Source organism: Arthrobacter sp. SlRoot2-15 (assembly GCF_059739345.1).
In genome coordinates, this window is record NZ_AP046058.1 from 2,765,133 (window position 1) to 2,786,741 (window position 21,609).

The window sequence follows — 21,609 nt, forward strand, 5'->3', positions numbered from 1 at the left end:
GTGCCATGGACGTGGAGCACAAGCAGCTGGTCCAGTTGCTGCCCCTGTTGCCGCTGCTTGCCGAGCTCGGCCGTACCCAGCACATCACAGCGACCGCCGAGGTGCTGGGGCTGCCCCAGTCCACGGTGAGCCGGGCAGCCGCGCGGGCCGGCACCATCATCGGCACCGAACTGCTGATCCGCGACGGCCGCGGCGTGCGGCTGACCGCCGCGGCCAAGGCCCTCCTGCCGCACATCGAGGCGGCACTGGGCGAGTTCCAGGCCGGGCTGGACCTGGTCCGGCACGAGTCCGAGGTGGTGCGCGGACGGATCGCGGTCTCCTTCCAGCATACCTTCGGGGAGGCGATGCTGCCGCTGCTGATCAGCGCGTTCCGGCAACGGCATCCTCAGCCGGCCTTTGACCTCAGCCAGGGCGCGCGGGGCGGCTGCCTGGCCGAACTGGCCGCGGGTGACGCCGATCTGGCCCTGACCGCGCCCCTCGCGGCGCCGAGCAGGCTGATCTCCTCGGCCGGCCTCTACCGGGAACCGCTCCGCCTGGTGGTGCACCATTCGCACCCGCTGGCCACGCGTCGCCGAGCCCGGCTCGCGGAGATCCGGCACGACCCGTTCGTGGCGATGGGACCGGGTTACGGCATGCGCTCGCTGACGGACGCCCTATTCCGGGAAGCGGGCTTCCGGCCCCGCATCGCGTTCGAAAGCCAGGACTCCCACACCGCCAGGGGACTCGTCTCGGCCGGACTCGGCGTCAGCATCCTCCCGCCCGGCGGGCTGGCGCCTGGACGCCACACCCCGGCGCAGCCCGGCGAGCTGGGCTGGGTGGAACTCGCGCTGGATTCCCGGCTGGCCTTCCGGGAAATCGGCCTGGCCTGGCGGGAGCGGCGCGGGGGAGCGGACGCCGAACCGGACCCGGTGCGGCTGTTCCGGGAACTGGTGCTCAGCGAGGGCCCGGCGCTGCTAGCCAGCTTTGTCCGCGGCCGCTCCGGCAACTGAACGGACCCCCGGCGCCTCAGCCGCCCGCCGACGCCGTTGTTCGCTCGCGTGTTCCGTCCGGACTCGACGTTTCCTCACGGCGAGCCCGGAGCGAAGCCGCGAGCGGGCGGACCGGCGACGCCACCTCAGCCCAGCAGCGCCGCCATGACCTCCGCGACGGACCCGGCCCGCGCCCGCTGCCAGCCGGTCCCTGCCCAGAGATTCAGCCTCTCCGGGTCCCCGGCGGCGGCAGCGGCTGCCCGCAGCGGGGCGGTGAGGTGGTGCACGGCCGGGTAGGCCTCGGGCGCGTCGGGGTGGTCCCGGACAAACTCGTTGACCAGAGCTCGGGCCCAGCGCCCGGTGAAGGCCCGGGTCAGTTCGGTCTGGGTGAAGTGCGGGCTGGCCAGCGCATCCTTGTGCAGCTGCCTGGCGCCGCTCTCGTCCGTGCGCAGGAAAGCGGTGCCCAGCTGGCCGGCCTCTGCGCCTGCGGCCAACGCCCGGTCCAGGCCCGCGGCGTCCATGATCCCGCCGGCCGCCGCGAGGGGGAGCGCGACGGCGGCGCGCACCGCCGCGACCAGCTCCGCCGTCGTGCCCGGAGCCGCGGAATCCCTGGCAGAACCCGGCAAGAACGCCGCGCTGTGGCCCCCGGCAGACGCATGCTGCACCACGACGGCGTCCACGCCCTGCTCGGCCGCCTGCCGGGCCTCCGCCACTGAGGTGACCGTGGCCAGCACCGCCGACCCGGCCCGCTGCAAGGCCCGGACGACCTCCGCGCCGGGGAGCCCGAACGCGAAGCTGACCAGCTCCACCGGGTCTGCCAGGAGGGCGTCGATCTTGCCCTGCCACTCGTCGTCGTCATCGAGCCGCAACGGCGGCAGCTCCACACCGTAGCGCGCGGCGTCCGCACGCAGGCTGAGCCGGTACTCTTCGAGTGCGGCCAGGGCAGCCGCGGACGGCGCCAGCTGGTCCGGGTCCGGGACGAACACGTTCATGCCGAACCGCGCGCCCGATTCACGGGTGGAGCGGATGTCCGCCTGCATGGCGGCAACGCCCTTGTATCCGGCCGCCAGGAAGCCCACGCCCCCGGCCGCATGCACGGCCGCCACGAAGGCCGGCGTTGACGTCCCGCCCGCCATCGGGGCGGCGATGACCCGGGCACCAAAGAGACTGTGCGGCATTGCTTACTCCTGCCAGTGATTCAGTAGGCTGTCCAAGTGACCCATTCTGACATCCCTCCCGCGCCGGCAGCCTCCGCCTCCGCCGCCTCCGGTGCCGTGATCGGACTCGATATCGGCGGGACCAAGACCCGCGGGGTCCGCTTCGAGGCCGGAACCCCGGTGGCGGACGAATCGGTCGGCAGCGCCAACGTCCAGAACGTCAGCCAGGACGAGGCCATCCGGAACCTCGCGGAACTCTTCGGCCGGATCGGCGGGGGAGACGTCGCCCAGGTCTACGCCGGTTCCGGCGGCATCGACACCGACGACGACGCCGCGGCGCTCGCTGCGCTGATCGCCCCGCACGTGCCCGGCGCCAAGATCACTGTGGTCCACGACTCCCGCCTGCTGCTGGCAGCCGGAGGTGCCAGCACCGGCGTCGCCGTCATTGCCGGAACCGGCTCGGCCGCGTGGGGCCGGAACAGCCACGGCGACGAAGCGAGGGCCGGCGGCTGGGGCTATCTGCTCGGCGACGAGGGCAGCGGCTACTGGCTGGGCCGGGAAGCCGTGCGCCACAGCCTGCGCCGGATGAACCAGGGGCTGGAACCGGATGAGCTGACCCGTGCCCTGCTCGACGCCTGCGGGCTGGACCACCCGAACAAACTGATTGCGCTGTTCCACTCGCCGCGGACCGGGCGCCGCTTCTGGGCCCAGCGCGCCCGGCTCGTCGTCGAAGCGGCCGACGCCGGCCACGCACCGAGCCGGGCTCTGATCGAGCAGGCCGGCCGCGACCTCGCGGGCCTCGCCGAACAGACCGTCCGGCAGCTGGGCATCGAGGGCCCGGTGATCCTGGGCAGCGGCCTCGGCATGAACGTGCCGCGGCTGCAGGACGCGTTCCGCGCTGCCCTGGCCGGCGCCGGGATCACCGATGTCCGGGTCCTGCAGCAGGAGCCGGTGTTCGGCGTGCTCCAGCTCGTCGCCGAGCAGGGCTAGCGCACAACGTCGAGAAACGGAAGGTTGCACTGTCCCTGAGGGCAAGGTTTCGCTCCTAAAAGCGTGGACTGCGCTTAGAAGTTGAGTCGCCGACTTTCAGTTGTTCCGTTGGTGTAAGTCACGTCGACAGGTATTCCCTGATCGGATGCATTCTGCAGCTCACTGCCGGGCAACCAAAATGCGAACTGACCCTTCGATACGGTCGCGACCACTCTTTCCTTGGCAGCGTTGGTGTAGGTCATCGCCGCCACATCAGTTCCTACGCGTCCAGAGGCGATTGAGATGGGCTTGTTCGCGATCGTTCCGGTTCCCAGTTGAGTAGCGGCGATACCTCGTGCCGGAGGGGATGTCGCATTACTGGGCTTTCCGATGGATCCGATCGTTCCCTTGTTGAACCAAGGCGCGGTGGCGTCGGTAGTGCAGGTCGCTTCAAAGCCATCTTCGCCGCTGAGTACGACAGTCACCCACGCTCCGCGCCTTTCCGCAATCGCTACCGTCGCTGCTGAAAGTTCAGTTGAGTACATGCCTCCGCCGACATTCTCTTTTGAATTAAGGCAGTCTGAAACGGCGGTGTCGCGTTCTGAACCAACAAGTGTTCCGGGTGCTGCCGTCCAAGTGGCGAAGGCTGGGTCGCCTCCCGATATTGCCGGAAAGATGAGCAACCCTGCCGTGGCCGCTGCTGCGAGCCCTCCAAGAGCGACTGCCCGGCGGCGACTGGGAGCGGGTTTGACCGGGAATTGTGTGACTTCCGTCCTCCTGCTGAACGCAGTGGGAAATGGGTCTTGGTTGAGGATGCGGGTGAGGTCCTTTTGTGCCCGGTCGGGGCTCGGCGGAGAGCTTTGCTCTGCTGCGTCCATCGAGCGCAGAAGTACGTCGAGATGCTGGCTTCTGTTCATAGCGTTGAGGCCTTTTCAGGTGATGCCGCAGGAACGCCGGCGGCATGGTGTGGGAGGTGGTCGAAAAGGAGCCTGAGCGCCCGTCTGGCACGCGTCAGTCTCAACCGGAAGGCGACAGGGGAGATTCCGAGGACTTTGGCTGCCTGTGGCGCAGCCATGTTCTCGAAGACCGCGAGTCCTAGGGTTTCTTGGTGGACTTCGGATAGAAGCACCCAGGCGCGGCTCAGATCGATACGGCTTCCGACCAGGTCAGCGTGAGAGGCACTGAAGAGACCGGGGGATACATCAGCGAGCCGTACGCCTAGCGACTGGCGTCGTAGTTCCCCTCGCCGTGCATTCAGCAGGAGGTTGCGCGTGATCCCGAAAACCCAAGCCCGGGCATCATCTTCGCTGGATGGTGCTTCGGCGAAGCGCCTCCAGACGACAAGAAAGGCCTCTGCTACGACGTCTTCGGCACTTGTCGCCTCCGTACGCCGCTGAACAAACCTGAGCAGGTCGCCGTATGCGGATTCGTACAACGACCGGAACGCGTCCGCCCTATCGGGGGCCCTCGATGGATGACTCATACCCTGTACCTGTCCGCCACGTGCCTAAGTGTGTTGCAAGTAGTCGGACATTTCTTGCAAGCTCCTCGATCAAGCCCACTGGTCATAACCTCAACGCCCACAACGCACAAAACACGGATACAGTTGCCTTCGATTCGAGCCCGTTGCGACGTTGGTGAGAAACCGCCGAGACCGCACTTTCCTACAATCCATCTAGGGGGCTCCAATGACTCATCAATTTCGTGGCGGACTTGAGTGGCCTGGCAAGCTCCAAAGAGTGTCCGGGCCCTGGATCCTAATGACGGCAACCGGCTCCTCTATTGAGTTCAGCATGAGGTTTCGCTGCCTCAGGCGATTTTTCGGCCCGTGGAGGGTCGAACGCGCGGCCGTTCGGGAGGTGTACATCACTCGAATGAATGCCCTTGCTCCGTGGACCAGGGTGCGTATCCTTGGCCAGGAGAACATGCCGTGGTGCTTCCTGACCCAGCGGCCGTACGAGGTTCTGGGCTATCTGGAGCGGCTGGGGTATCCCGTGAGCAGTACCAGCAAGCATTGACCCGTATTTGCCGGGATGCTATTGCCGGCGCCGGGGGCGCAACGGCACCCCGGGCAGCGGCGGCGCCGGGATCCGGCCGGCCTCGGCACCGGCGTCGGGACCGTGCCCGCGCACCAGCCCGAACCGCGCCCGCGCCGCTTCGTCGTCCGAAAGCCCTGCCTGGGCTTCCCAGTCCAGCCGCGACTGCTCCACCTCCTCGTGGCTGCGGCCCACGAAGTTCCACCACATCAGCAGTTCCTCCTCGAACGGCTCGCCGCCGAGCAACACAAAGCGGGTGCCGGGCGCGGCGTCGAGATCCAGCTGGCTGCGCCCGGTGCCGAGGTAGCCGAGAGGCCCCGGTGCCACGTCCTGGCCGTCCAACGACAGGGTCCCGTCGAGCACCAGCACGGCGTGTTCGAAGCTGGGGTCCAGCGGCAGGCTGATCCGGCCCGCGCAGCTGATGTCGGCGCCCACAATCGGTGAGTACACCGTCGCCGGGGAGGTGGCCCCTGCGAGGGTCCCCACGATGACCGTCGCCGTGAATCCGTCGCCTCGGACCACAGGCAGCTCGCGGTGCTGTTCAAAGGCCGGGGCACGGTGCCGTTCGGCGTCGGGCAGCGCAACCCACAGCTGCAGCCCGCGCTGCAGCGGCAGTTCGTGCGCCGGAGCGTCCGCCCCGCCTGCGGGAAGCACAGCGAACTCCGAGTGCGAGACGCCACGGCCGGCGGTCATGATGTTCAGCTCGCCCGGGCGGACCAGCACGTCGCTGCCCACGCTGTCCCGGTGGCGGATGGTGCCGGCCAGCGGCCAGGTGACGGTCTGCAGCCCGGTGTGCGGATGCGGCAGCACCGACATGGCCACCCGGTCCGGGCCGAAGCTGTCCAGGAAACACCACGCTCCCACGGTCGGCAGCCCGCGCTGCGGCAGCGTCCGGGAGACGTTCATGGCGCGGACCCCACCGAGGGGGACCTCACGGGCCGGCCACAGTTGCAGGCACGGTCCGCTGGCGGCGCCCTCCACACTGTGGGCGGCCGGGCAGACTTCTTCGGGCGGAAGGACTTCGAGGTTGGTCACCCTCAAACTCTAGGGCCCGGACGGGAGATCCGGCAGGGCCGGCGCTGCGCCGTTACGCTGGTTCAATGACCCTCCCATTCGACACCCGCCCGGCCGCCTACGCAGTCATTGTCCGCGACGACAGCCTCCTGCTGGCGTACTGGAAGCAGAGCGGCCGCGAAGGCTGGACCCTGCCCGGCGGCGGCCTGGACCTCGCCGAGCATCCGGTGGACGGGTGCCGCCGGGAGATCCAGGAGGAGACCGGCTACGACGCGCGGATCGGCGCCCTGCTCGGGATCGACGTCGGACACTGGCCGGCAGAGACCCGGCTCGACGGCGGCCAGCGCGACTTCCAGTCGCTGCGGCTGGTCTACGAGGCGAGCGTCAGCGGCGGCGAACTCCGGCACGAGGTGGGCGGCAGCACCACCCACGCGGCCTGGATCCCGCTGGCCGAGGTGGCCGCCCTGAACAGGGTCTCGCTGGTGGATGCCGGGCTCCGCCTCTACCGCGAGCGGCCCCTGGACGGCAAACTGGCGTGACAAAACGCTAGCCACCCGCGGTGCGGGCGGCTAGCCTGGAGACACCGCGGCCGGGACGGCCGCCAGACGGCCGGGGAGGTGGAAGTGATGACTGCAACGGATCTGCGCGCACCGCGCACAACCTCAAACCACTTCATTGTTCCTGCCCCGCACGTCCGCACTTCCTAGCCCACCACAGCTGACCGGTCCCTCTGACCGCAGCGGGCAGCGCACTTTCCGGGGCCCAGCAAAGGGTTTCCATTGAATCTTCAACGCAGTCAACAAACGGCTCTCCAAGGGCCGGTCCGTTTCGGTTTCACCGACGCCGTCACGGAGCTTTTCTCCTCCCATCCCGTCCCGGGCGGCACTAGCGCCGGACGGGTGGTGCGGGTGGACCGCAACCTCGTCCTGGTGGCGGACCACAACGGCCAGTCGCACCTGCCCTACCCGCGGGCCGGGACAGTCCCGGCCACCGGCGACTGGGTCTGGCTCGGCAGCAACCAGGCCGGGGAGCCCGCCATCCTGGGCGTGCTGCCGCGCCGGTCGGAGCTGAGCCGCAAGCGCGCCTTCGAGGCCTCCTCCGAGGCGCAGGTGCTCGGCGCCAACATGGACCTCGTCGGTGTGGTGGTCCCTGTGGACCGCCCGCTGACCCACAACAGGCTCGAGCGCACACTCGTCGCGGCCTGGGATTCCGGCGCCACCCCGCTGGTGGTGATCACCAAAGCGGACCTCAAGCAGGTGGCGGACGACGTCGTCGGGCAGGTTATGCTGCAGGCCGCCGGCGTTGCGGTGGTCGCCACCAGCGCCGAGCACGGCGACGGCCTCGATGAGCTGCTGGGGCATCTCCCGCCCGGCGGCACCATCGTGTTGCTGGGCCCGTCCGGCGCCGGTAAGTCCACCCTGATCAACGCGCTAGTGGGCTTCGAGGCCCAGGAAACGGGCGCGGTGAGGGCAGGCGACGGCAAGGGCAGGCACACCACAACCTCCCGGGAACTGGTGCCGCTGCCCGGCGGGGCGGTGCTGATGGACACGCCCGGGGTGCGCGGCTTCGGGTTGTTTGATGCCGAGGATGGCCTGGACGAGGTTTTCGGCGACCTTGAGGACCTATTCGCCCGGTGCCGGTTCGCTGACTGCGCGCACGGCCGCGAACCCGGCTGCGCTGTGCAAGCCGCCCTCGCGGCTGGCGAGCTGGAGGGCCGCCGCTGGGAGAGCTATCTCAAGATGCGACGCGAAGTGGCGGCATTGGAACGGCGCCATGATGCGGCGGCCCGGCGGGCCTATCAGCGGGAGTGGCACCAGAAAGTAGTGGTTGCCAGCCGGAGCCAGCGCGCCGCCGAACGGCTCAGCCACGACCAGCCCCGCAGGGCCAGGGAAGGGGGCAAAGGAAAGGGGAAGGGCCGCGCCAAATAGCGGCCGGAAATAACAGGCCCATCCGGAACCCTAATGGTGCCGAATGCCACAGGTAGCCCTGGCTCCGCTGGCCGTATCGGACCCGATTCTTCGAATCGTTCCCCCGAGTCGGTCAGCGGCGCCAGCTACGCTGGGTCATACCCGCTTTACAGCTAAAAATCAGCATGCATATGATCAGTTGGCTGGACCGTCCCATGTTGCCGCCAACAGTTAGGTAAGCCCGGAATGGCAGAGGCCATGATCGAGTTCCAGAGCGTCACCAAGCAGTACCCGGGCGGCCAGGCCGCCGTCGACGATCTGAGCATGTCTATCGACAAGGGCGCCATCACGGTCTTCGTCGGGCCGTCCGGCTGCGGCAAGACCACCTCCCTGCGGATGATCAACCGCATGGTCGAGCCGTCGTCGGGCACCATCACCGTGGACGGACGGGACGTCACCACCGTGCCGGCCGCGCAGCTGCGCCGCTCGATGGGCTACGTCATGCAGTCCTCCGGGCTGATGCCCCACCGCTCTGTCCTGGACAACATCGCCACCGTCCCGCGGCTCAACGGCGTGTCCAAGGCGGCGTCCCGCAAGCGCGCGCAGGAGCTGCTCGACGTCGTCGGCCTCGCCGCCGGGCTCGGCCGGCGCTACCCCTCCCAGCTGTCCGGCGGCCAGCAGCAGCGCGTCGGGGTGGCGCGCGCGCTCGCCGCCGACCCTCCCGTGCTGCTGATGGACGAACCGTTCAGCGCCGTTGACCCCGTGGTGCGCGACGAACTGCAGAAGGAACTGCTCCGGCTGCAGCGCGACCTGGCCAAGACCATTGTGTTCGTCACCCACGACATCGACGAGGCGACCGTGCTGGGGGACAAGGTGGCCGTCTTCGCGTCCGGCGGAAAGCTGGCACAGTACGCCACCCCGGAAGAGATCCTGCGCGCCCCGGCCAACGACTTTGTTGCGTCCTTTGTGGGCCGCGACCGGGGCTTCCGGCACCTCGCGTTCAGCCCGTCCGACGGCGTCGCGGTCCACCCGGTCCACACCGTCCGCGCGGGCGACCTCGCCCGCGGCGGCGGCCCGGACGCGGACGAATGGCAGCTTGTGGTCGACGACGAGCGCCGGCCGCTCGGCTGGAGCGCTCCGGGCGCCGGCCCGGCCACCGTCCCGGGCGGATCGCTCTTCCACAAGGGCGAGACCCTCCGCCGGGCACTGGACGCCGCCCTGTCCTCGCCGTCCGGACTCGGCGTCGCCGTGGACGCGGACGGCAGGGTGGCCGGTGTGATCACGGCGGCGGAAGTGCTCGCCCTGATCGAAGCGGACCGCCGGGTCCGGCAGGGCGCGCGCTGATGGAATGGTTCCTGGCCAACAGCGGGCAGGTCTTCAGCCTCGCCGGCCAGCACCTCGTCCTGGCCGTCCTGCCGATGATCTTCGGCCTGCTGATTTCCATCCCGCTGGCCCAGCTGGCCCGGCGGAACCGGACCCTGCGCACCGTGGTCCTCACCGCCTCCTCGCTGCTCTACACCATCCCCTCACTGGCGCTCTTCATCATCCTGCCGACCGTGCTGGGTACCAGGATCCTGGACCCGGTCAACGTGGTTGTGGCCCTGACCATCTATGCCGTCGCGCTCCTGGTCCGGGCCGCCCTGGATGCCTTCGACTCGGTGGACGAGGACCTGCAGCAGGCCGCCGTCGCGATGGGATTCAAACCCTTGGCCCGGTTCCTGCAGATCGACCTGCCGCTGTCGCTGCCCGTGCTCTTCGCCGGCCTCCGGGTGGTCTCGGTGAGCAACATCTCCCTGGTCAGTGTCGCCGCCCTGCTCGGCATCGGGAATCTTGGCATGCTTTTCACTTCCGGGCTGCAGCGCGACTTCGTCACCGAGGTGCTGGTGGGGATTGTCGCCATCCTGGTGCTGGCGCTGCTGATGGACGCCGTGCTGGTGCTGCTGGAACGGATCCTGACGCCCTGGACCCGGGCCGGCGCCGGCAAGCCGGGCCAGCCCGGCGAGCCGGCCGCGGCCCGGCGTCTTTCCGAATCTGCCGCGGGGGCGTCAGCATGAGCGACGTCTTCACCGACACCTTTGCCTGGCTGGCCGACCCGGAAAACTGGGCGGGCAGCGCCGGTATCCCCGTGCGGCTGGCCGAGCACCTGCAGTACACCGGGCTCGTGATGCTGATCGCGGCCGCCATCGCGGTGCCGATCGGCCTCTATGTCGGCCACACCGGCCGGGGCCGGGTGGCCGTGGTGGCCCTTGCCGGTGCCCTCCGCGCGCTGCCGACCCTCGGGCTGCTGACGCTCTTTGTCCTGCTGGCCGGCATCGGGCTGATGCCCCCGGTCTGGGCGCTCGTGATCCTGACCGTTCCGCCGCTGCTGGCCGGGACGTACGCGGGAATCTCCAGCGTGGACCGGAACGTGGTGGACGCCGCCCGGGCCATGGGGATGACCGAGCTGCAGGTGCTGTTCCGCGCCGAGTTCCCCAACGCGCTGCCGGTCATGTTCGGCGGGTTCCGCACCGGCGTCCTGCAGGTTATCGCCACGGTGTCCGTCGTCGCCTACATCAACCTGGGCGGCCTCGGCCGGTACCTTTTTGACGGCCTCGTACTCTCCGACTTCCCGCAGATGCTCGGCGGCTCGCTGCTCATCGCAGGGCTCGCGATCGCCGTCGACCTGGTGCTTGTCCTGTTCCAGCGGCTCTTCCTCACCCGCGGGGCCGCCCGCAAACCGAACCGCAGCCAGCAGGCCGCGGTACATCTCACAGACCCCGCGACCGCGGAGGCTGTTGTTCAAGGAGGTACGTCATGAAGGAAAACCGCCAACCTGCATTCGCCAGGCGCGCATTCGGCGGCTTGGCCGCCGGCGTCGGCCTGGCCCTGGCCCTGTCCGCGTGCGGGGGCTCGTCCAACCCACTGTCGTCGGCACCTGCCAGCGGCGGTTCTTCCGGCGGCGCCGGCGGCGCCCTCGTGATCGGTTCGGCCGACTTCACCGAGAGCCAGATCATCGCCGAGCTCTACGCCGGGGCGCTCAACGCCGCCGGCGTCACCGCCAGCACTAAGCCGAACATCGGTTCGCGTGAGGTCTACTTCAAGGCCGTGCAGGACGGCTCCGTCGACGTGATCCCCGACTACAGCGGCAACCTGCTGCTGCACGTCAACAAGGCCGCCACCGAGATCTCCGCCGCCGACATCGCCAAGGCGCTGCCGGGCAAGCTCCCCGACGGACTCGCCGTGCTGGATGCGGCCAAGGCCGAAGACAAGGACGCCATGGTGGTCACCAAGGCCACCGCGGAGAAGTACAAGCTGAAGTCCATCGAGGACCTGGCCAAGGTCTGCAGCGAGATCGTGGTCGGCGCCCCGGCCACCTTCGCCGAACGCGCCTACGGGCTGCCGGGCCTGAAGAAGAACTACAACTGCGAGCCCAAGAAGCTCGAACCCTTCAGCGACGGCGGCGGCCCGGTCACCGTCAAGGCCCTGCTCTCGGACCAGGTCCAGGTGGCCGACATCTACACCACCACCCCGGCCATCGCGGACAACGACCTGGTGGTGCTGGAGGACCCGAAGAACAACTTCATCGCCCAGCAGGTCCTGCCGCTGTACAACAAGGCCAAAATGACGGACAAGGCCAAGGAGGCCCTGAACGCCGTCTCCAAGCTGCTCACTACCGAGGACCTGATCAACCTCAACCGCGCGGTGGGCGGCAGCCAGAAGCAGAACCCGAAGGACGCCGCGGCAGCGTGGCTCAAGGACAAGGGCCTGGTCAAGTAGACCGGAGTTTCTGACCATCCGACGGCGGCCGCCGGACCCGGATCGCCCGGTCCGGCAGCCGCCGTCGTGGTGTCCCCATCCCGCCGGAGGGACGGCCGTATGACGCGGGCTTCCGCTGTGAGACAAGTCTCAACGGAAGTACATCCGCCATATGGCATATTTGATGAATGGCAGAATTCAAGCAGTCCACCAAGCTTCATAATGTCCTCTACGACATCCGTGGACCGATTCTTCAGGCCGCCCAGCAGATGGAGGCAGAGGGCCACCGCATCCTCAAACTGAACATCGGAAACCCGGCCCCGTTCGGGTTCGAAGCGCCGGACGCGATCCTGGTGGACATGATCCGCCACCTGCCGCACGCCCAGGGCTACAGCGACTCCCGCGGCATCTTCTCCGCCCGCACCGCCGTCTCGCAGTACTACCAGACCCGCGGGATCCAGAACATCCACGTCGACGACATCTACCTCGGCAACGGCGTCAGCGAGCTCATCACCATGTCGCTGATGGCCCTGCTGGACGACGGCGACGAGGTCCTCATCCCCACCCCGGACTACCCGCTCTGGACGGCCTCGGTGGCCCTGGCCGGCGGGAAGCCCGTGCACTACCTCTGCGACGAGGAATCCGGCTGGCAGCCCGACCTCGAGGATCTCGAAGCGAAGATCACGCCGCGCACCAAGGGCATCGTGGTGATCAACCCCAACAATCCCACCGGTGCCGTCTACCCCGAGGAAACGCTCAAGAAGATCGTGGCGCTGGCCGAAAAGCACGGCCTGGTCCTGTTCGCCGACGAGATCTACGAGAAGATCCTCTACGAGGACGCCGTGCACGTGAACATGGCCAGCCTCACCGGCGACGACGTGCTCTGCCTGACCTTCAGCGGGCTGTCCAAGGCCTACCGGGTCTGCGGCTACCGGGCCGGCTGGATGGCCATCTCCGGTCCCAAGAAGGAAGCCGCCGACTACCTCGAGGGCATCAACCTGCTGGCCAATATGCGGCTGTGCGCCAACGTGCCGGCGCAGCACGCCATCCAGACGGCCCTGGGCGGCTACCAGAGCATCAACGACCTGATCCTGCCGGGCGGCCGGCTGCTGGAGCAGCGGAACAAGGCCTACGACATGCTGAACGCGATCCCGGGCGTCAGCACCCAGCAGGCCCGGGGCGCGATGTATCTGTTCCCGAAGCTGGACCCCGAGGTCTACCACATCCGCGATGACGAGAAGTTCGTCCTGGACCTGCTCCGCCAGCAGAAGATCCTGGTCTCCCACGGCCGCGCCTTCAACTGGGTCCGGCCGGACCACTTCCGGATGGTGACCCTGCCGAACGTCAAGGACCTGGAAGAAGCGATCAACCGCATGGCGGACTTCCTGAGCCGGTACCAGGGCAACTAGGATTCGGGACAGCAGCGCTGCGGGACGGACGTCCGGCGGGCGGGCTGCCCGAACCGGAAAGAGGCTTTGATGGCAGATGTCGTGAACTTCGACGAACACCCGGCTGACACCCTGAAAGCAGGGAAGAAGTTCAAGCTCGGCGACGTCGATCCCGGCTCCACGCCGGGCTACGCCGGCGACAAGGCCGAAGGTGAGAAGCTGCTCAGCGAACTCGACGGCAAGCTCACCAACCTCCAGGAGCAGCTCTTCGCGGAGTCCCGGATCGGCGGGAAAAAGCGCGTGCTGCTGGTCCTGCAGGCGATGGACACCGCCGGCAAGGGCGGGATCGTCAACCACGTCATGGGCCAGATGAACCCGCAGGGCGTGCAGTTGAAGTCATTCAAGGCGCCCACCCCCGAGGAGCAGTCCTACGACTTCCTCTGGCGGATCGAAAAGGAAGTTCCCGCGGCCGGCATGGTGGGGGTCTTCGACCGCTCGCACTACGAGGACGTCCTGATCCACCGGGTGCACCGTTGGGCCGACGCCGAGGAACTCGAGCGCCGCTACCGGGCCATCAACGAGTTCGAAGCCCGGCAAACCGCCGCCGGAACGAAAATCGTCAAGGTCATGCTGCACATCAGCCGCGACGAACAGCAGGAACGCCTGCTGGCCCGGCTCGAGGATCCCGCGAAACGGTGGAAATACAGCGGGAACGACCTCAAGGAAAGGGCCTTCTGGGAGGACTACATGGACGCCTACCAGGCCGCGTTTGAGCAGACCAGCTCGGAGCTGGCGCCCTGGCACGTGGTTCCGGCGAACAAGAAGTGGTTCGCCCGGATTGCCGTCCAGCAGCTGCTCCTGGACGCACTCGAAGGGATGGCGCTTGAGTGGCCCGTCCCGGAACTCGACGTCGAGATGGAGCAGGAGCTGGTGCGGCGCTCCTAACCGGCGCTCCGCTCAGTTTTCCTGGGCGGCCTGGTCCCGGGCTGCGGCGAGCCGCTTGCGGGCACCCTCGAGCCACTGCTCGCAGCGCTTCGCGAGGGCTTCCCCGCGTTCCCAGAGGGCAAGGGATTCCTCGAGGCTGGCGCCGCCGGCCTCCAGCTTGCCGACCACACCCACAAGCTGTTCGCGCGCTTCTTCGTAGCTCAGGGCGTCAAGGTCGGTGTCCGGGGTTGCTGCGTTCTCTGTTGCCATGTGGTGCTCCTTTTCTGGTTCACGCGTGGGCCTGTGCGGGCCAGGACGCGGGACGTCGGGTTTGTCTGGATTGCCGGGGCCGGTCAGCCGTCGGCGGGCTGCTGGCCGCCGGTGGACTGGGCCGTGAACCTGCCGCCGGCCACCCGCACGGCCAACGCCGTGCCCGCCGGTGCCTGGTCGGGGTGCCGTACCACCTCGTGCCGGGTTCCCGGGGTGGTGGTGCCGTCGTCGAGCTGGACGACGGCATAGCCCCGGTCGAGCGTCTTTTGCGGCGAGAGGGCGCGGATCTGCGCCTTGAGGTGGACCAGCTGGTCGGCCGCCCGCACGACGGCGGTGTTGATCGCCGCGTGCGCCCGGCCCTTGAGCCGTTCGACGTCGTCGTGCCGGGCGGTGACCATGCCCTCCGGGGCCGCCAGCACCGGGCGGGAGCGAAGCGACGCGAGCCGGTCCGTTTCCCGCTCCACCAGGCGGGTGACGCCGCGGCGCAGCTGGTCGCGGGCCTGCCGGACCCGGGCCAGCTCCTCCGTCACGTCGGGCACGATCCGCTTCGCGGCGTCGGTGGGCGTCGAGGCGCGCAGGTCCGCGACGTCGTCGAGGATGGGCCGGTCCGCTTCGTGGCCGATCGCGCTGACCACCGGCGTGGCCGCATCCGCGACGGCCCGGATGAGTTCCTCGCTGCTGAAGGGGAGCAGGTCCTCCAGGGCGCCGCCGCCGCGGGCGATGACAATGACGTCGACTTCGGGAAGGGCATCCAGTTCCCGCAGGGCGCCGATGACCTGGGCCACGGCGGTATTGCCCTGCACGGCCACCTCGCGGATTTCGAATTCGACGGCGGGCCAGCGGAGCGCCGCGTTGCGGAGGACGTCCTTCTTCGCATCGGAGTCGCGCCCGGTAATCAGGCCGATCCGGTGGGGGAGCAGGGGCAGGCGCTTCTTGCGGGAGTCGGCGAAGAGCCCCTCCGCCGCGAGGGCCTGGCGCAGCCGTTCAATCCGGGCCAGCAGATCGCCGAGCCCCACCGGCCGGATGTCCTTGACAGACATGTTCAGCCGGCCCGTCTTCAGCCAGAACTCGGCCTTGATCAGGGCCACCACGCGGGAGCCGCGCTCCAAGGGCGTGGCCTGGCGGTCCAGGACATTGGTCCAGACCGACGCGGGGAGGGAAATCTCCGCATCAATGTCGCGCAGCGTGAGGTAGGCGTTGGTGCCGCGCCGGTTGAGCTCGATGACCTGGCCTTCCACCCAGGCCGAGGGCGCCCGGTCGATGTACCCCTTGAGCTTCTGCGAGAGCAACTGCAGGGGCCACGGATTGTCCGGGCTGGTACCTGCCGCGGTGGCCGGCAGGGTGGTCGCCGCGGCGGTCTCCTCAGACATGCCGGTGACCGCCGGCGGCGTGTGCCTGGTGCAGTTGCTGGTCCGGGTGCTCGTGCATGTGGTGCGGGGTCCTTTGATGGAGGCGGGATCTGCGTCAACTCTATCCATAGCTGTACCAGCAGGGCCGGACGTTTTAGCCACCGCTTTCCGGTTCGCCGAAACGCCCCCGTAGGATGGCACTACTCCCAACCCCTCCAGGAGATTTTCGTGCGCACTTTTGTCTCGGCCATCGCCGTGCTGATCGGCCTTGCCATGGCCGCCGCCGCCGTCCCGGCCATGTGGGTGGACCGCAACCTCGTCCAGGAGGACGGGTTCGTGGCGCTCACCGCACCGCTCGGCAAGGACCCGGCCTTCCAGAAGCGGCTGGCCACCGCCGCCGTGAGCGGCATCGGCTTCGGGGACCAGTTTCCGGACGCCCTCGCCAATGTGGTGAAGCCGATTCTGGAGGACGCCGCGCAGTCGATGACGTCCATGCCCGGATACTCCGACGCCTGGGCCGAGACGCTGCGCCGGAGCCACCGGCTTAGCTTCGCCGATCCGCGCACCCTACCGCCGAACGTCGACGGCGCCACCTCCCTGACCCTGGACGTCGCCCCGCTGGTGGGGCTGGTGGTCAAGCGGGTTTCGGAGTCCTCGCCCGTACCGTTGAAAGCGCCGGAGACGGTGCGGATCGGCATCGGCCAGTCGAACCAGCGCCAGCTGATCGAACGGGTTTCCGCCTACGCGCCGATGGGCTCGGCCGTGGCCGTGGGCTCGGCCATCGCGTTCATTCTGGCGTTCGTCGCCGCGCGGCGGAAGTGGACGGTCCTGGCCGGAACCGGCCTGGGCGCCCTCGTCCTGGCCGCGGTGTGGAAGGTCGGCGCGGACGCTGCAGGCCAGGCGGTTCTGGGGACCCGCAGCGGCAACGATGTGGCCGAGACTTTCAAAAGCGAGTTCGTGGCCGCCTCCCTGGCAGGCTTCGGACAATGGATTGTGGTGGCACTCGTGGCGGGGGCGTTTCTGCTGGTCGCCGGGATCGTGCTCCGGGTAGCCGGGCACCGCCGGGCCCCAAACACCGGGCAATAACGAACACCGGTAGCATTGTGGCATGACCTCCACCGCTGTATCCATCCCGATGCCCTCCGTTCCGCGCCGTCGGCGATCCCCGGAGGAAGTGCTGGCGGCAGCCCCCGTGACCGGGGCGAAGAAGGTGCTCCTGGCGGCGCCGCGCGGCTACTGTGCCGGCGTCGACCGTGCCGTGATTGCCGTGGAAAAGGCGCTGGAGCACTACGGCCCGCCCGTCTACGTCCGCAAGCAGATCGTCCACAACGTCCACGTGGTGAGCTCCCTCGAGGAAAAGGGCGCGATCTTCGTCGACGAGACCGATGAGGTTCCCGAAGGGGCCCTGGTGATCTTCTCGGCCCACGGCGTCTCGCCAGCGGTTGTGCAGTCCGCCGAGGACCGCGGCCTGCGGACCATCGACGCCACCTGCCCGCTGGTGACCAAGGTGCACAAAGAAGCTGTCCGCTTTGCCAAGGACGACTTCGACATCCTGCTGATCGGCCACGACGGCCACGAGGAAGTCGAAGGGACCGCCGGCGAGGCACCCGAGCACATCCAGATCATCAACGGCCCGCACGAGGTGGACAAGGTGACGGTCCGCGACCCGGAAAAGGTCATTTGGCTCTCGCAGACCACCCTCAGCGTGGACGAAACCATGGAAACCGTGCGCCTGCTCAAGGAGCGGTTCCCCACCCTGCAGGACCCGCCCAGCGACGACATCTGCTACGCGACCACGAACCGCCAGGTGGCCATCAAGAAAATCTCGCCGCAGGCAGACCTCGTGATTGTGGTTGGTTCGGCCAACTCCTCGAACTCCGTGCGCCTCGTGGAAGTTGCCCTGGAGTACGGGGCCAAGGCCTCCTACCGGGTGGATTTCGCCAACGAGGTGGACGAATCCTGGTTCGAGGGCGTCGCCACCGTCGGCGTGACTTCGGGCGCCTCCGTGCCCGAGGTGCTGGTGAAGGACGTGCTCCGGCTCCTGGCCGACTACGGCTACGGCACCGTCGAGGAAGTCGTCACGGCCGAGGAAGACCTGCTGTTCTCGCTGCCGAAGGAACTCCGCGCCACCCTGAAGCAGGCCGGGGATGTCTCCCGCGCCCTGGGCGGCCGCGGAGCACGCCCCGCCGAACGGCCCTAGGCGGCCGACTCTTCCGACTCCCCGTCACCTTCATCGCCGGCAAGTTCGACGCCGGGACGTTCGACGCCGGCGTTCCCGGCGGTGATGCCCTGCTGCAATTCGGGCGCGGCCACTGAGCGCGGCGTGGCCTCGACCGTGACCGGCGTCGCGAGGCTGGCCACGTCCAGGGCGTTGAGCTTGCGCGCGGTGGGGAGCACCCGGGCCTCCAACGTGCCAACCAGGGAGTTGTAGCGGTCCACCGAGGTCTTCAGCGATGAGCCCAGCTTGGAGACGTTGTCGCCCAGGGTTCCCATCCGCTCGTAGAGCTGCTGAGCCAGTTCGAAGAGCTCCCGGGCGCTGTCCGTCAGCACGTCCTGCCGCCAGGTGAACGCCACCGACTTGAGGACCGCCAGCAGCGTCCCGGGCGAGGCAAGCACGACGTTCCTGGACAGGGCGTAGTCCAGCAGGGCCGGATCCGCTGTCAGTGCGGCCGCGAGGATCGACTCGGCGGGCAGGAAGCAGACCACCAGTTCCGGGGCGTTGCCGGGAATGTCCCAGTACTTCTTGTTGCTCAGCGCATCAACGTGGGCTTTCAGCGCCTTCGCGTGGGTGGCCAGCAGCGCCTGCTGGCCGTTCAGCGAAACCGACCCGGGGGCGCGGCCGCCGGCGGGGGAGCCCAGCTCCTGTGCCTCGAGGTACGCCGTCAGCGGCACTTTGGCATCCACCACGAGCTGCTTGTCGCCGGGGAGCTGCACCACGAGGTCGGGCCGGACGGTGGTGTCGGAGCCGGAACTGTGCAGCTGCTCGTGGAAGTCGACGTGCCGCAGCATGCCTGCGGCCTCCACCACACGGCGCAGCTGGACTTCGCCCCACTGGCCTCGCGCGCTGTTGGACCGCAGCGCCGATTCGAGCGCGTGCGTTGACCGCAGCAGCTGCTCGTCCGAGAGCCTGGCTTCCTGCAGCTGCTGGGCCAGCTGGCCGTACTGTTCCAGCCGGTCCCGCTCCAGCAGCGAGACCTGTTGCTGGACCGCGGTGAGTTTTTCGGCCACGGGGGCCAGCGCGCGCAGCACGCTGCCATCCTGGGTCCGGGCGTCGCCCAGCTCCCGGTTCTGTGCCGCGAGCAGGCGGCGTTCGGCGTCGGCGGCGGCGAACTGGGCACTGACCTCGGCCAGGCGCGCGGAAACGCCGTCGAAGTCCTCTTCGAGGGCCGAACTCCGGCGGCGTGAGACCACAAAGGTGAAGGCGGCACCGGCCACGGCGCCGATCAGCAGCATCAGCAGGGCAAGAATAAGTGCGAAAGCGTCCATGTCTTCACTCTGGCACGCGGCTCTGACAGTTTTGCCGGTGGCGCACCGGACGGGCGCCTCGGAGCGCCGACGGCGGACCGGGCCCGCCGCCGCAGGGGCCAGGGCCGTTTACCGGTAGAATCAATACTCGTGGCTCTTACTATTGGCATCGTCGGACTGCCCAACGTCGGCAAATCAACTCTTTTCAACGCACTGACCCGCAACCAGGTGCTCGCGGCGAACTACCCGTTCGCCACGATCGAGCCGAACGTCGGCGTCGTGAACCTGCCCGATCCGCGGCTCGCCAAGTTGGCCGAGATCTTCGGCTCGCAGCGGCTGCTGCCCGCTCCGGTGTCCTTCGTGGACATCGCCGGGATTGTCAAGGGTGCTTCGGAGGGCGAGGGCCTGGGCAACAAGTTCCTCGCCAACATCCGTGAGGCCCAGGCCATCGCGCAGGTCATCCGCGTGTTCGACGACCCCGACGTCATCCACGTCGACGGCAAGGTGGATCCCCGTTCGGATATGGAGATCATCAACACCGAGCTGATCCTGGCCGACCTGCAGACCATCGAGAACGCCATTCCCCGGATCGAAAAAGAAGTCAAGATCAAGAAGCGGGAAGCGGCGGAGCTGGCTGCCATCAAGGCCGCGCAGGTTGTGCTGGAGCGCGGCGACACCATCTTCTCCTCGGCCAAGAGCGACAAGCTGGAAATGGAGCACCTCAAGGAGCTCGGCCTCCTGACCGCCAAACCCGTGATCTACGTCTTCAATGCGGACGAGGGAATCCTGGGCAGCCCGGAGAAGCAGGAGGAACTGCGTGCCATGGTGGCCCCGGCGGACGCGATTTTCCTTGACGCCAAGCTCGAGTCGGACCTTGTTGATCTGGACGAGGACGAGGCGCGCGAAATGCTGGAGATGAACGGCCAGGACGAGTCCGGCCTCGACCAGCTGGCCCGGGTCGGGTTCCACACGTTGGGGCTGCAGACCTACCTGACCGCCGGTCCCAAGGAAACCCGCGCCTGGACCATCCACCAGGGCGACACGGCTCCCCAGGCCGCCGGGGTCATCCACTCCGACTTCCAGCGCGGCTTCATCAAGGCCGAGGTGGTCTCCTTCGACGACCTGATCGAGGCCGGCTCCATGGCCGAGGCAAAGGCCCGCGGCAAGGTCCGGATCGAAGGCAAGGAATACGTTATGGCCGACGGCGACGTGGTTGAGTTCCGCTTCAACGTGTAGGTCCTGACCTCCCTGAAACCTTTTGCGATGGCCGCTGAGAACACGTGTTCTCAGCGGCCATTCGCTTTTTGCGGAGGGTTGCCTGGTCGCAAGGACGCTGCCAGAATCTTGCAGTCCAAGGAATGACTGGCAGTGTTCGAGGCCAGAACCGTGCGACGCATCGTTTGTCCATGCCGGAGAACCTCATCTACAGCGTCCGGGAAGGGACCGGAGCCGGTCGGTTAGTTCAGTCGTCGGCGTTCCGTACCCATTAGCACGCCCGGTGTGCCCGTGCTTGCGACATGGATCATGTCCACGAAGCGCTGGTCCATCGGTGGCAGGTCACCAATCTTCCGCCAGCGCACGTCCGATGACTCGTCTTCTCCGATCCGCCCTTGCCTGGTTCACGGTTCTGTTCTGCCCGGCCGGAGCCGTATGCCGCTTCCGATGATCCCACAGCAAGTGAAAGGGATGACGGAGCCAGCTGCCACCATTAACTCCCGCCTCATCTAGACATGGACCATATTCCGAACGAAGCTATATTGGAGCGCGGTCGTCATTTGGGACTGTCCTGGCTAATTTGGCCGGCGGAACCGGTGGTCGGCATTCCTTTCGGCACCGACCCCCGAAGCGCCTCCAGCTCAAGGACCTGACACTATGACCGCGCGGCACAACAATATGGATCTCCCCAGGGTAATTCCGGGTGTCATTCAAGTCTTTATCTTCATGGCGGGGGCTGTCGTTTATGGCACCATGACTGTCTCGTCCGGGAGTCCCCTGCTGTGGGCGCTCTATCTCGTCCTCCTGACCTCAGCAGTGGTCCTCTCCTTCGGTGTTCTGCGTTTCCGGGTCAAGGGCGAGCCAAAGCCCGGATGGATTACGCCACTGGCTTCTGCTGCGCTCATCGACGCCGTCATTTTCGGTGCCACGCACGCCACCTTCCTCCACTAGGCTCCAGAGCTTTCAAAGGTCAGCGAGCCACTTCGACTATCCGCTTTTATCAGAAGGTTCGTACCGGATCCCCAACGCGAAATAAAAGTCGTCATTCCCCTTGCAGCCTAACCCGGCGGCCAGTGTGGTCCGAGGCCCATTTGCGATGGTTTCGTTCCTTCAATATTTGGCGCTTCCGTAGCATGCTCGTCGCTGAAGTCGCACATTGGGCGTGTGGTGACGACAAGTCGAGCTCCTTGGCCAGGGGGACCTGTTCTTGCC

At 67.8% G+C, this 21,609-nt stretch carries 21 protein-coding genes; 14 read left to right on the plus strand and 7 right to left on the minus strand.

What is annotated here, in order from left to right; translation table 11 throughout:
• Nucleotides 1-5 precede the first annotated feature (5 nt).
• Complete coding sequence (locus AC6I9V_RS12785; protein WP_497899690.1) at nucleotides 6-989, plus strand: LysR family transcriptional regulator; 984 nt, start codon at nucleotides 6-8, stop codon at nucleotides 987-989.
• Nucleotides 990-1,114: 125 nt separating this feature from the next.
• On the opposite strand, the gene AC6I9V_RS12790 is transcribed toward AC6I9V_RS12785, so the two are convergent.
• Nucleotides 1,115-2,146 carry a nitronate monooxygenase gene (locus AC6I9V_RS12790; RefSeq protein ID WP_497899691.1) on the minus strand — a complete coding sequence of 344 codons (1,032 nt, stop codon included), beginning with the start codon at nucleotides 2,144-2,146 and terminating at the stop codon, nucleotides 1,115-1,117.
• 36 nt (nucleotides 2,147-2,182) lie between these two features.
• On the opposite strand from AC6I9V_RS12790, the gene AC6I9V_RS12795 reads away from it, so the two are divergent.
• On the plus strand, nucleotides 2,183-3,115 hold the full coding sequence (locus AC6I9V_RS12795) for an N-acetylglucosamine kinase (RefSeq protein ID WP_497899692.1): 933 nt from the start codon (nucleotides 2,183-2,185) through the stop codon (nucleotides 3,113-3,115).
• 74 nt (nucleotides 3,116-3,189) lie between these two features.
• Here the strand turns inward: AC6I9V_RS12795 and AC6I9V_RS12800 are convergent, their stop codons facing one another.
• The 3 genes from AC6I9V_RS12800 to AC6I9V_RS12810 all read right to left on the minus strand — a co-directional run bounded on the left by AC6I9V_RS12800 (nucleotide 3,190) and on the right by AC6I9V_RS12810 (nucleotide 6,165).
• Nucleotides 3,190-4,011: a hypothetical protein gene (locus AC6I9V_RS12800; protein WP_497899693.1), complete on the minus strand. Its 822-nt coding sequence runs from the start codon at nucleotides 4,009-4,011 to the stop codon at nucleotides 3,190-3,192.
• Nucleotides 4,008-4,577 carry an RNA polymerase sigma factor gene (locus tag AC6I9V_RS12805; protein WP_497899694.1) on the minus strand — a complete coding sequence of 190 codons (570 nt, stop codon included), beginning with the start codon at nucleotides 4,575-4,577 and terminating at the stop codon, nucleotides 4,008-4,010. The genes AC6I9V_RS12800 and AC6I9V_RS12805 overlap by 4 nt, the downstream gene beginning before the upstream one ends.
• Nucleotides 4,578-5,130: 553 nt before the next feature.
• On the minus strand, nucleotides 5,131-6,165 hold the full coding sequence (locus AC6I9V_RS12810; protein ID WP_497899695.1) for a pirin family protein: 1,035 nt from the start codon (nucleotides 6,163-6,165) through the stop codon (nucleotides 5,131-5,133).
• Nucleotides 6,166-6,230: 65 nt separating this feature from the next.
• Here AC6I9V_RS12810 and AC6I9V_RS12815 point away from each other — a divergent pair, with 65 nt between their 5' ends.
• From AC6I9V_RS12815 to AC6I9V_RS12850, 8 genes are all read left to right on the plus strand, one after another.
• Nucleotides 6,231-6,683, plus strand: coding sequence for an NUDIX hydrolase (locus tag AC6I9V_RS12815; RefSeq protein WP_497899696.1), 453 nt, complete (start codon nucleotides 6,231-6,233; stop codon nucleotides 6,681-6,683).
• A 240-nt stretch (nucleotides 6,684-6,923) separates the two neighbouring features.
• A complete protein-coding gene (gene rsgA, locus AC6I9V_RS12820; protein ID WP_497899697.1) occupies nucleotides 6,924-8,072 on the plus strand; it encodes a ribosome small subunit-dependent GTPase A in 1,149 nt (382 codons plus the stop codon).
• 225 nt (nucleotides 8,073-8,297) lie between these two features.
• On the plus strand, nucleotides 8,298-9,395 hold the full coding sequence (locus tag AC6I9V_RS12825; RefSeq protein WP_497899698.1) for an ABC transporter ATP-binding protein: 1,098 nt from the start codon (nucleotides 8,298-8,300) through the stop codon (nucleotides 9,393-9,395).
• On the plus strand, nucleotides 9,395-10,105 hold the full coding sequence (locus tag AC6I9V_RS12830; RefSeq protein ID WP_497899699.1) for an ABC transporter permease: 711 nt from the start codon (nucleotides 9,395-9,397) through the stop codon (nucleotides 10,103-10,105). Before AC6I9V_RS12825 ends, AC6I9V_RS12830 begins: the two co-directional genes overlap by 1 nt.
• Entirely contained in the window at nucleotides 10,102-10,848 is a 747-nt protein-coding gene (locus AC6I9V_RS12835; RefSeq protein ID WP_497899700.1) for an ABC transporter permease, read from the plus strand. Before AC6I9V_RS12830 ends, AC6I9V_RS12835 begins: the two co-directional genes overlap by 4 nt.
• Nucleotides 10,845-11,807, plus strand: a complete 963-nt coding sequence (locus tag AC6I9V_RS12840) for an ABC transporter substrate-binding protein (protein WP_497899701.1) — start codon at nucleotides 10,845-10,847, stop codon at nucleotides 11,805-11,807. Before AC6I9V_RS12835 ends, AC6I9V_RS12840 begins: the two co-directional genes overlap by 4 nt.
• Nucleotides 11,808-11,974: 167 nt before the next feature.
• Entirely contained in the window at nucleotides 11,975-13,195 is a 1,221-nt protein-coding gene (locus AC6I9V_RS12845) for a pyridoxal phosphate-dependent aminotransferase (protein ID WP_497899702.1), read from the plus strand.
• Between the two features lie 69 nt (nucleotides 13,196-13,264).
• Nucleotides 13,265-14,119, plus strand: coding sequence for a polyphosphate kinase 2 family protein (locus AC6I9V_RS12850; protein ID WP_497899703.1), 855 nt, complete (start codon nucleotides 13,265-13,267; stop codon nucleotides 14,117-14,119).
• Nucleotides 14,120-14,131: 12 nt separating this feature from the next.
• On the opposite strand, the gene AC6I9V_RS12855 is transcribed toward AC6I9V_RS12850, so the two are convergent.
• Nucleotides 14,132-14,368, minus strand: coding sequence for an exodeoxyribonuclease VII small subunit (locus tag AC6I9V_RS12855; protein ID WP_497899704.1), 237 nt, complete (start codon nucleotides 14,366-14,368; stop codon nucleotides 14,132-14,134).
• 83 nt (nucleotides 14,369-14,451) lie between these two features.
• The gene (gene xseA, locus AC6I9V_RS12860) at nucleotides 14,452-15,738 is read right to left on the minus strand and encodes an exodeoxyribonuclease VII large subunit (protein WP_497899705.1); all 1,287 of its coding nucleotides are present in this window, start codon (nucleotides 15,736-15,738) and stop codon (nucleotides 14,452-14,454) included.
• A 207-nt stretch (nucleotides 15,739-15,945) separates the two neighbouring features.
• On the opposite strand from xseA, the gene AC6I9V_RS12865 reads away from it, so the two are divergent.
• Both AC6I9V_RS12865 and AC6I9V_RS12870 read left to right on the plus strand, forming a co-directional pair.
• The gene (locus AC6I9V_RS12865; protein ID WP_497899706.1) at nucleotides 15,946-16,803 is read left to right on the plus strand and encodes a hypothetical protein; all 858 of its coding nucleotides are present in this window, start codon (nucleotides 15,946-15,948) and stop codon (nucleotides 16,801-16,803) included.
• A 22-nt stretch (nucleotides 16,804-16,825) separates the two neighbouring features.
• A complete protein-coding gene (locus AC6I9V_RS12870) occupies nucleotides 16,826-17,917 on the plus strand; it encodes a 4-hydroxy-3-methylbut-2-enyl diphosphate reductase (protein WP_349414657.1) in 1,092 nt (363 codons plus the stop codon).
• On the opposite strand, the gene AC6I9V_RS12875 is transcribed toward AC6I9V_RS12870, so the two are convergent.
• Nucleotides 17,914-19,203 carry a DNA recombination protein RmuC gene (locus AC6I9V_RS12875; protein ID WP_497899707.1) on the minus strand — a complete coding sequence of 430 codons (1,290 nt, stop codon included), beginning with the start codon at nucleotides 19,201-19,203 and terminating at the stop codon, nucleotides 17,914-17,916. The two genes, AC6I9V_RS12870 and AC6I9V_RS12875, sit on opposite strands and share 4 nt — an antisense overlap.
• A 129-nt stretch (nucleotides 19,204-19,332) precedes the next feature.
• On the opposite strand from AC6I9V_RS12875, the gene ychF reads away from it, so the two are divergent.
• Both ychF and AC6I9V_RS12885 read left to right on the plus strand, forming a co-directional pair.
• Nucleotides 19,333-20,418: a redox-regulated ATPase YchF gene (ychF, locus tag AC6I9V_RS12880; protein ID WP_497899708.1), complete on the plus strand. Its 1,086-nt coding sequence runs from the start codon at nucleotides 19,333-19,335 to the stop codon at nucleotides 20,416-20,418.
• Nucleotides 20,419-21,150: 732 nt separating this feature from the next.
• Nucleotides 21,151-21,348 carry a hypothetical protein gene (locus AC6I9V_RS12885; protein WP_497899709.1) on the plus strand — a complete coding sequence of 66 codons (198 nt, stop codon included), beginning with the start codon at nucleotides 21,151-21,153 and terminating at the stop codon, nucleotides 21,346-21,348.
• The last annotated feature ends 261 nt before the right edge of the window (nucleotides 21,349-21,609 follow it).

What these genes read in the sequence shown, in the direction of transcription:
- AC6I9V_RS12825 (WP_497899698.1), top strand. Translation starts at nt 8,298, where the DNA reads ATGGCAGAGGCCATGATCGAGTTCCAGAGCGTCACCAAGCAGTACCCG.
- AC6I9V_RS12815 (WP_497899696.1), top strand. Translation starts at nt 6,231, where the DNA reads ATGACCCTCCCATTCGACACCCGCCCGGCCGCCTACGCAGTCATTGTC.
- AC6I9V_RS12845 (WP_497899702.1), top strand. Translation starts at nt 11,975, where the DNA reads ATGGCAGAATTCAAGCAGTCCACCAAGCTTCATAATGTCCTCTACGAC.
- AC6I9V_RS12830 (WP_497899699.1), top strand. Translation starts at nt 9,395, where the DNA reads ATGGAATGGTTCCTGGCCAACAGCGGGCAGGTCTTCAGCCTCGCCGGC.
- AC6I9V_RS12850 (WP_497899703.1), top strand. Translation starts at nt 13,265, where the DNA reads ATGGCAGATGTCGTGAACTTCGACGAACACCCGGCTGACACCCTGAAA.
- AC6I9V_RS12800 (WP_497899693.1), bottom strand. Translation starts at nt 4,011, where the DNA reads ATGAACAGAAGCCAGCATCTCGACGTACTTCTGCGCTCGATGGACGCA.
- AC6I9V_RS12790 (WP_497899691.1), bottom strand. Translation starts at nt 2,146, where the DNA reads ATGCCGCACAGTCTCTTTGGTGCCCGGGTCATCGCCGCCCCGATGGCG.
- xseA (WP_497899705.1), bottom strand. Translation starts at nt 15,738, where the DNA reads ATGTCTGAGGAGACCGCCGCGGCGACCACCCTGCCGGCCACCGCGGCA.
- AC6I9V_RS12785 (WP_497899690.1), top strand. Translation starts at nt 6, where the DNA reads ATGGACGTGGAGCACAAGCAGCTGGTCCAGTTGCTGCCCCTGTTGCCG.
- AC6I9V_RS12885 (WP_497899709.1), top strand. Translation starts at nt 21,151, where the DNA reads ATGACTGTCTCGTCCGGGAGTCCCCTGCTGTGGGCGCTCTATCTCGTC.
- AC6I9V_RS12855 (WP_497899704.1), bottom strand. Translation starts at nt 14,368, where the DNA reads ATGGCAACAGAGAACGCAGCAACCCCGGACACCGACCTTGACGCCCTG.
- AC6I9V_RS12805 (WP_497899694.1), bottom strand. Translation starts at nt 4,577, where the DNA reads ATGAGTCATCCATCGAGGGCCCCCGATAGGGCGGACGCGTTCCGGTCG.
- AC6I9V_RS12870 (WP_349414657.1), top strand. Translation starts at nt 16,826, where the DNA reads ATGACCTCCACCGCTGTATCCATCCCGATGCCCTCCGTTCCGCGCCGT.
- AC6I9V_RS12840 (WP_497899701.1), top strand. Translation starts at nt 10,845, where the DNA reads ATGAAGGAAAACCGCCAACCTGCATTCGCCAGGCGCGCATTCGGCGGC.
- AC6I9V_RS12835 (WP_497899700.1), top strand. Translation starts at nt 10,102, where the DNA reads ATGAGCGACGTCTTCACCGACACCTTTGCCTGGCTGGCCGACCCGGAA.
- AC6I9V_RS12875 (WP_497899707.1), bottom strand. Translation starts at nt 19,203, where the DNA reads ATGGACGCTTTCGCACTTATTCTTGCCCTGCTGATGCTGCTGATCGGC.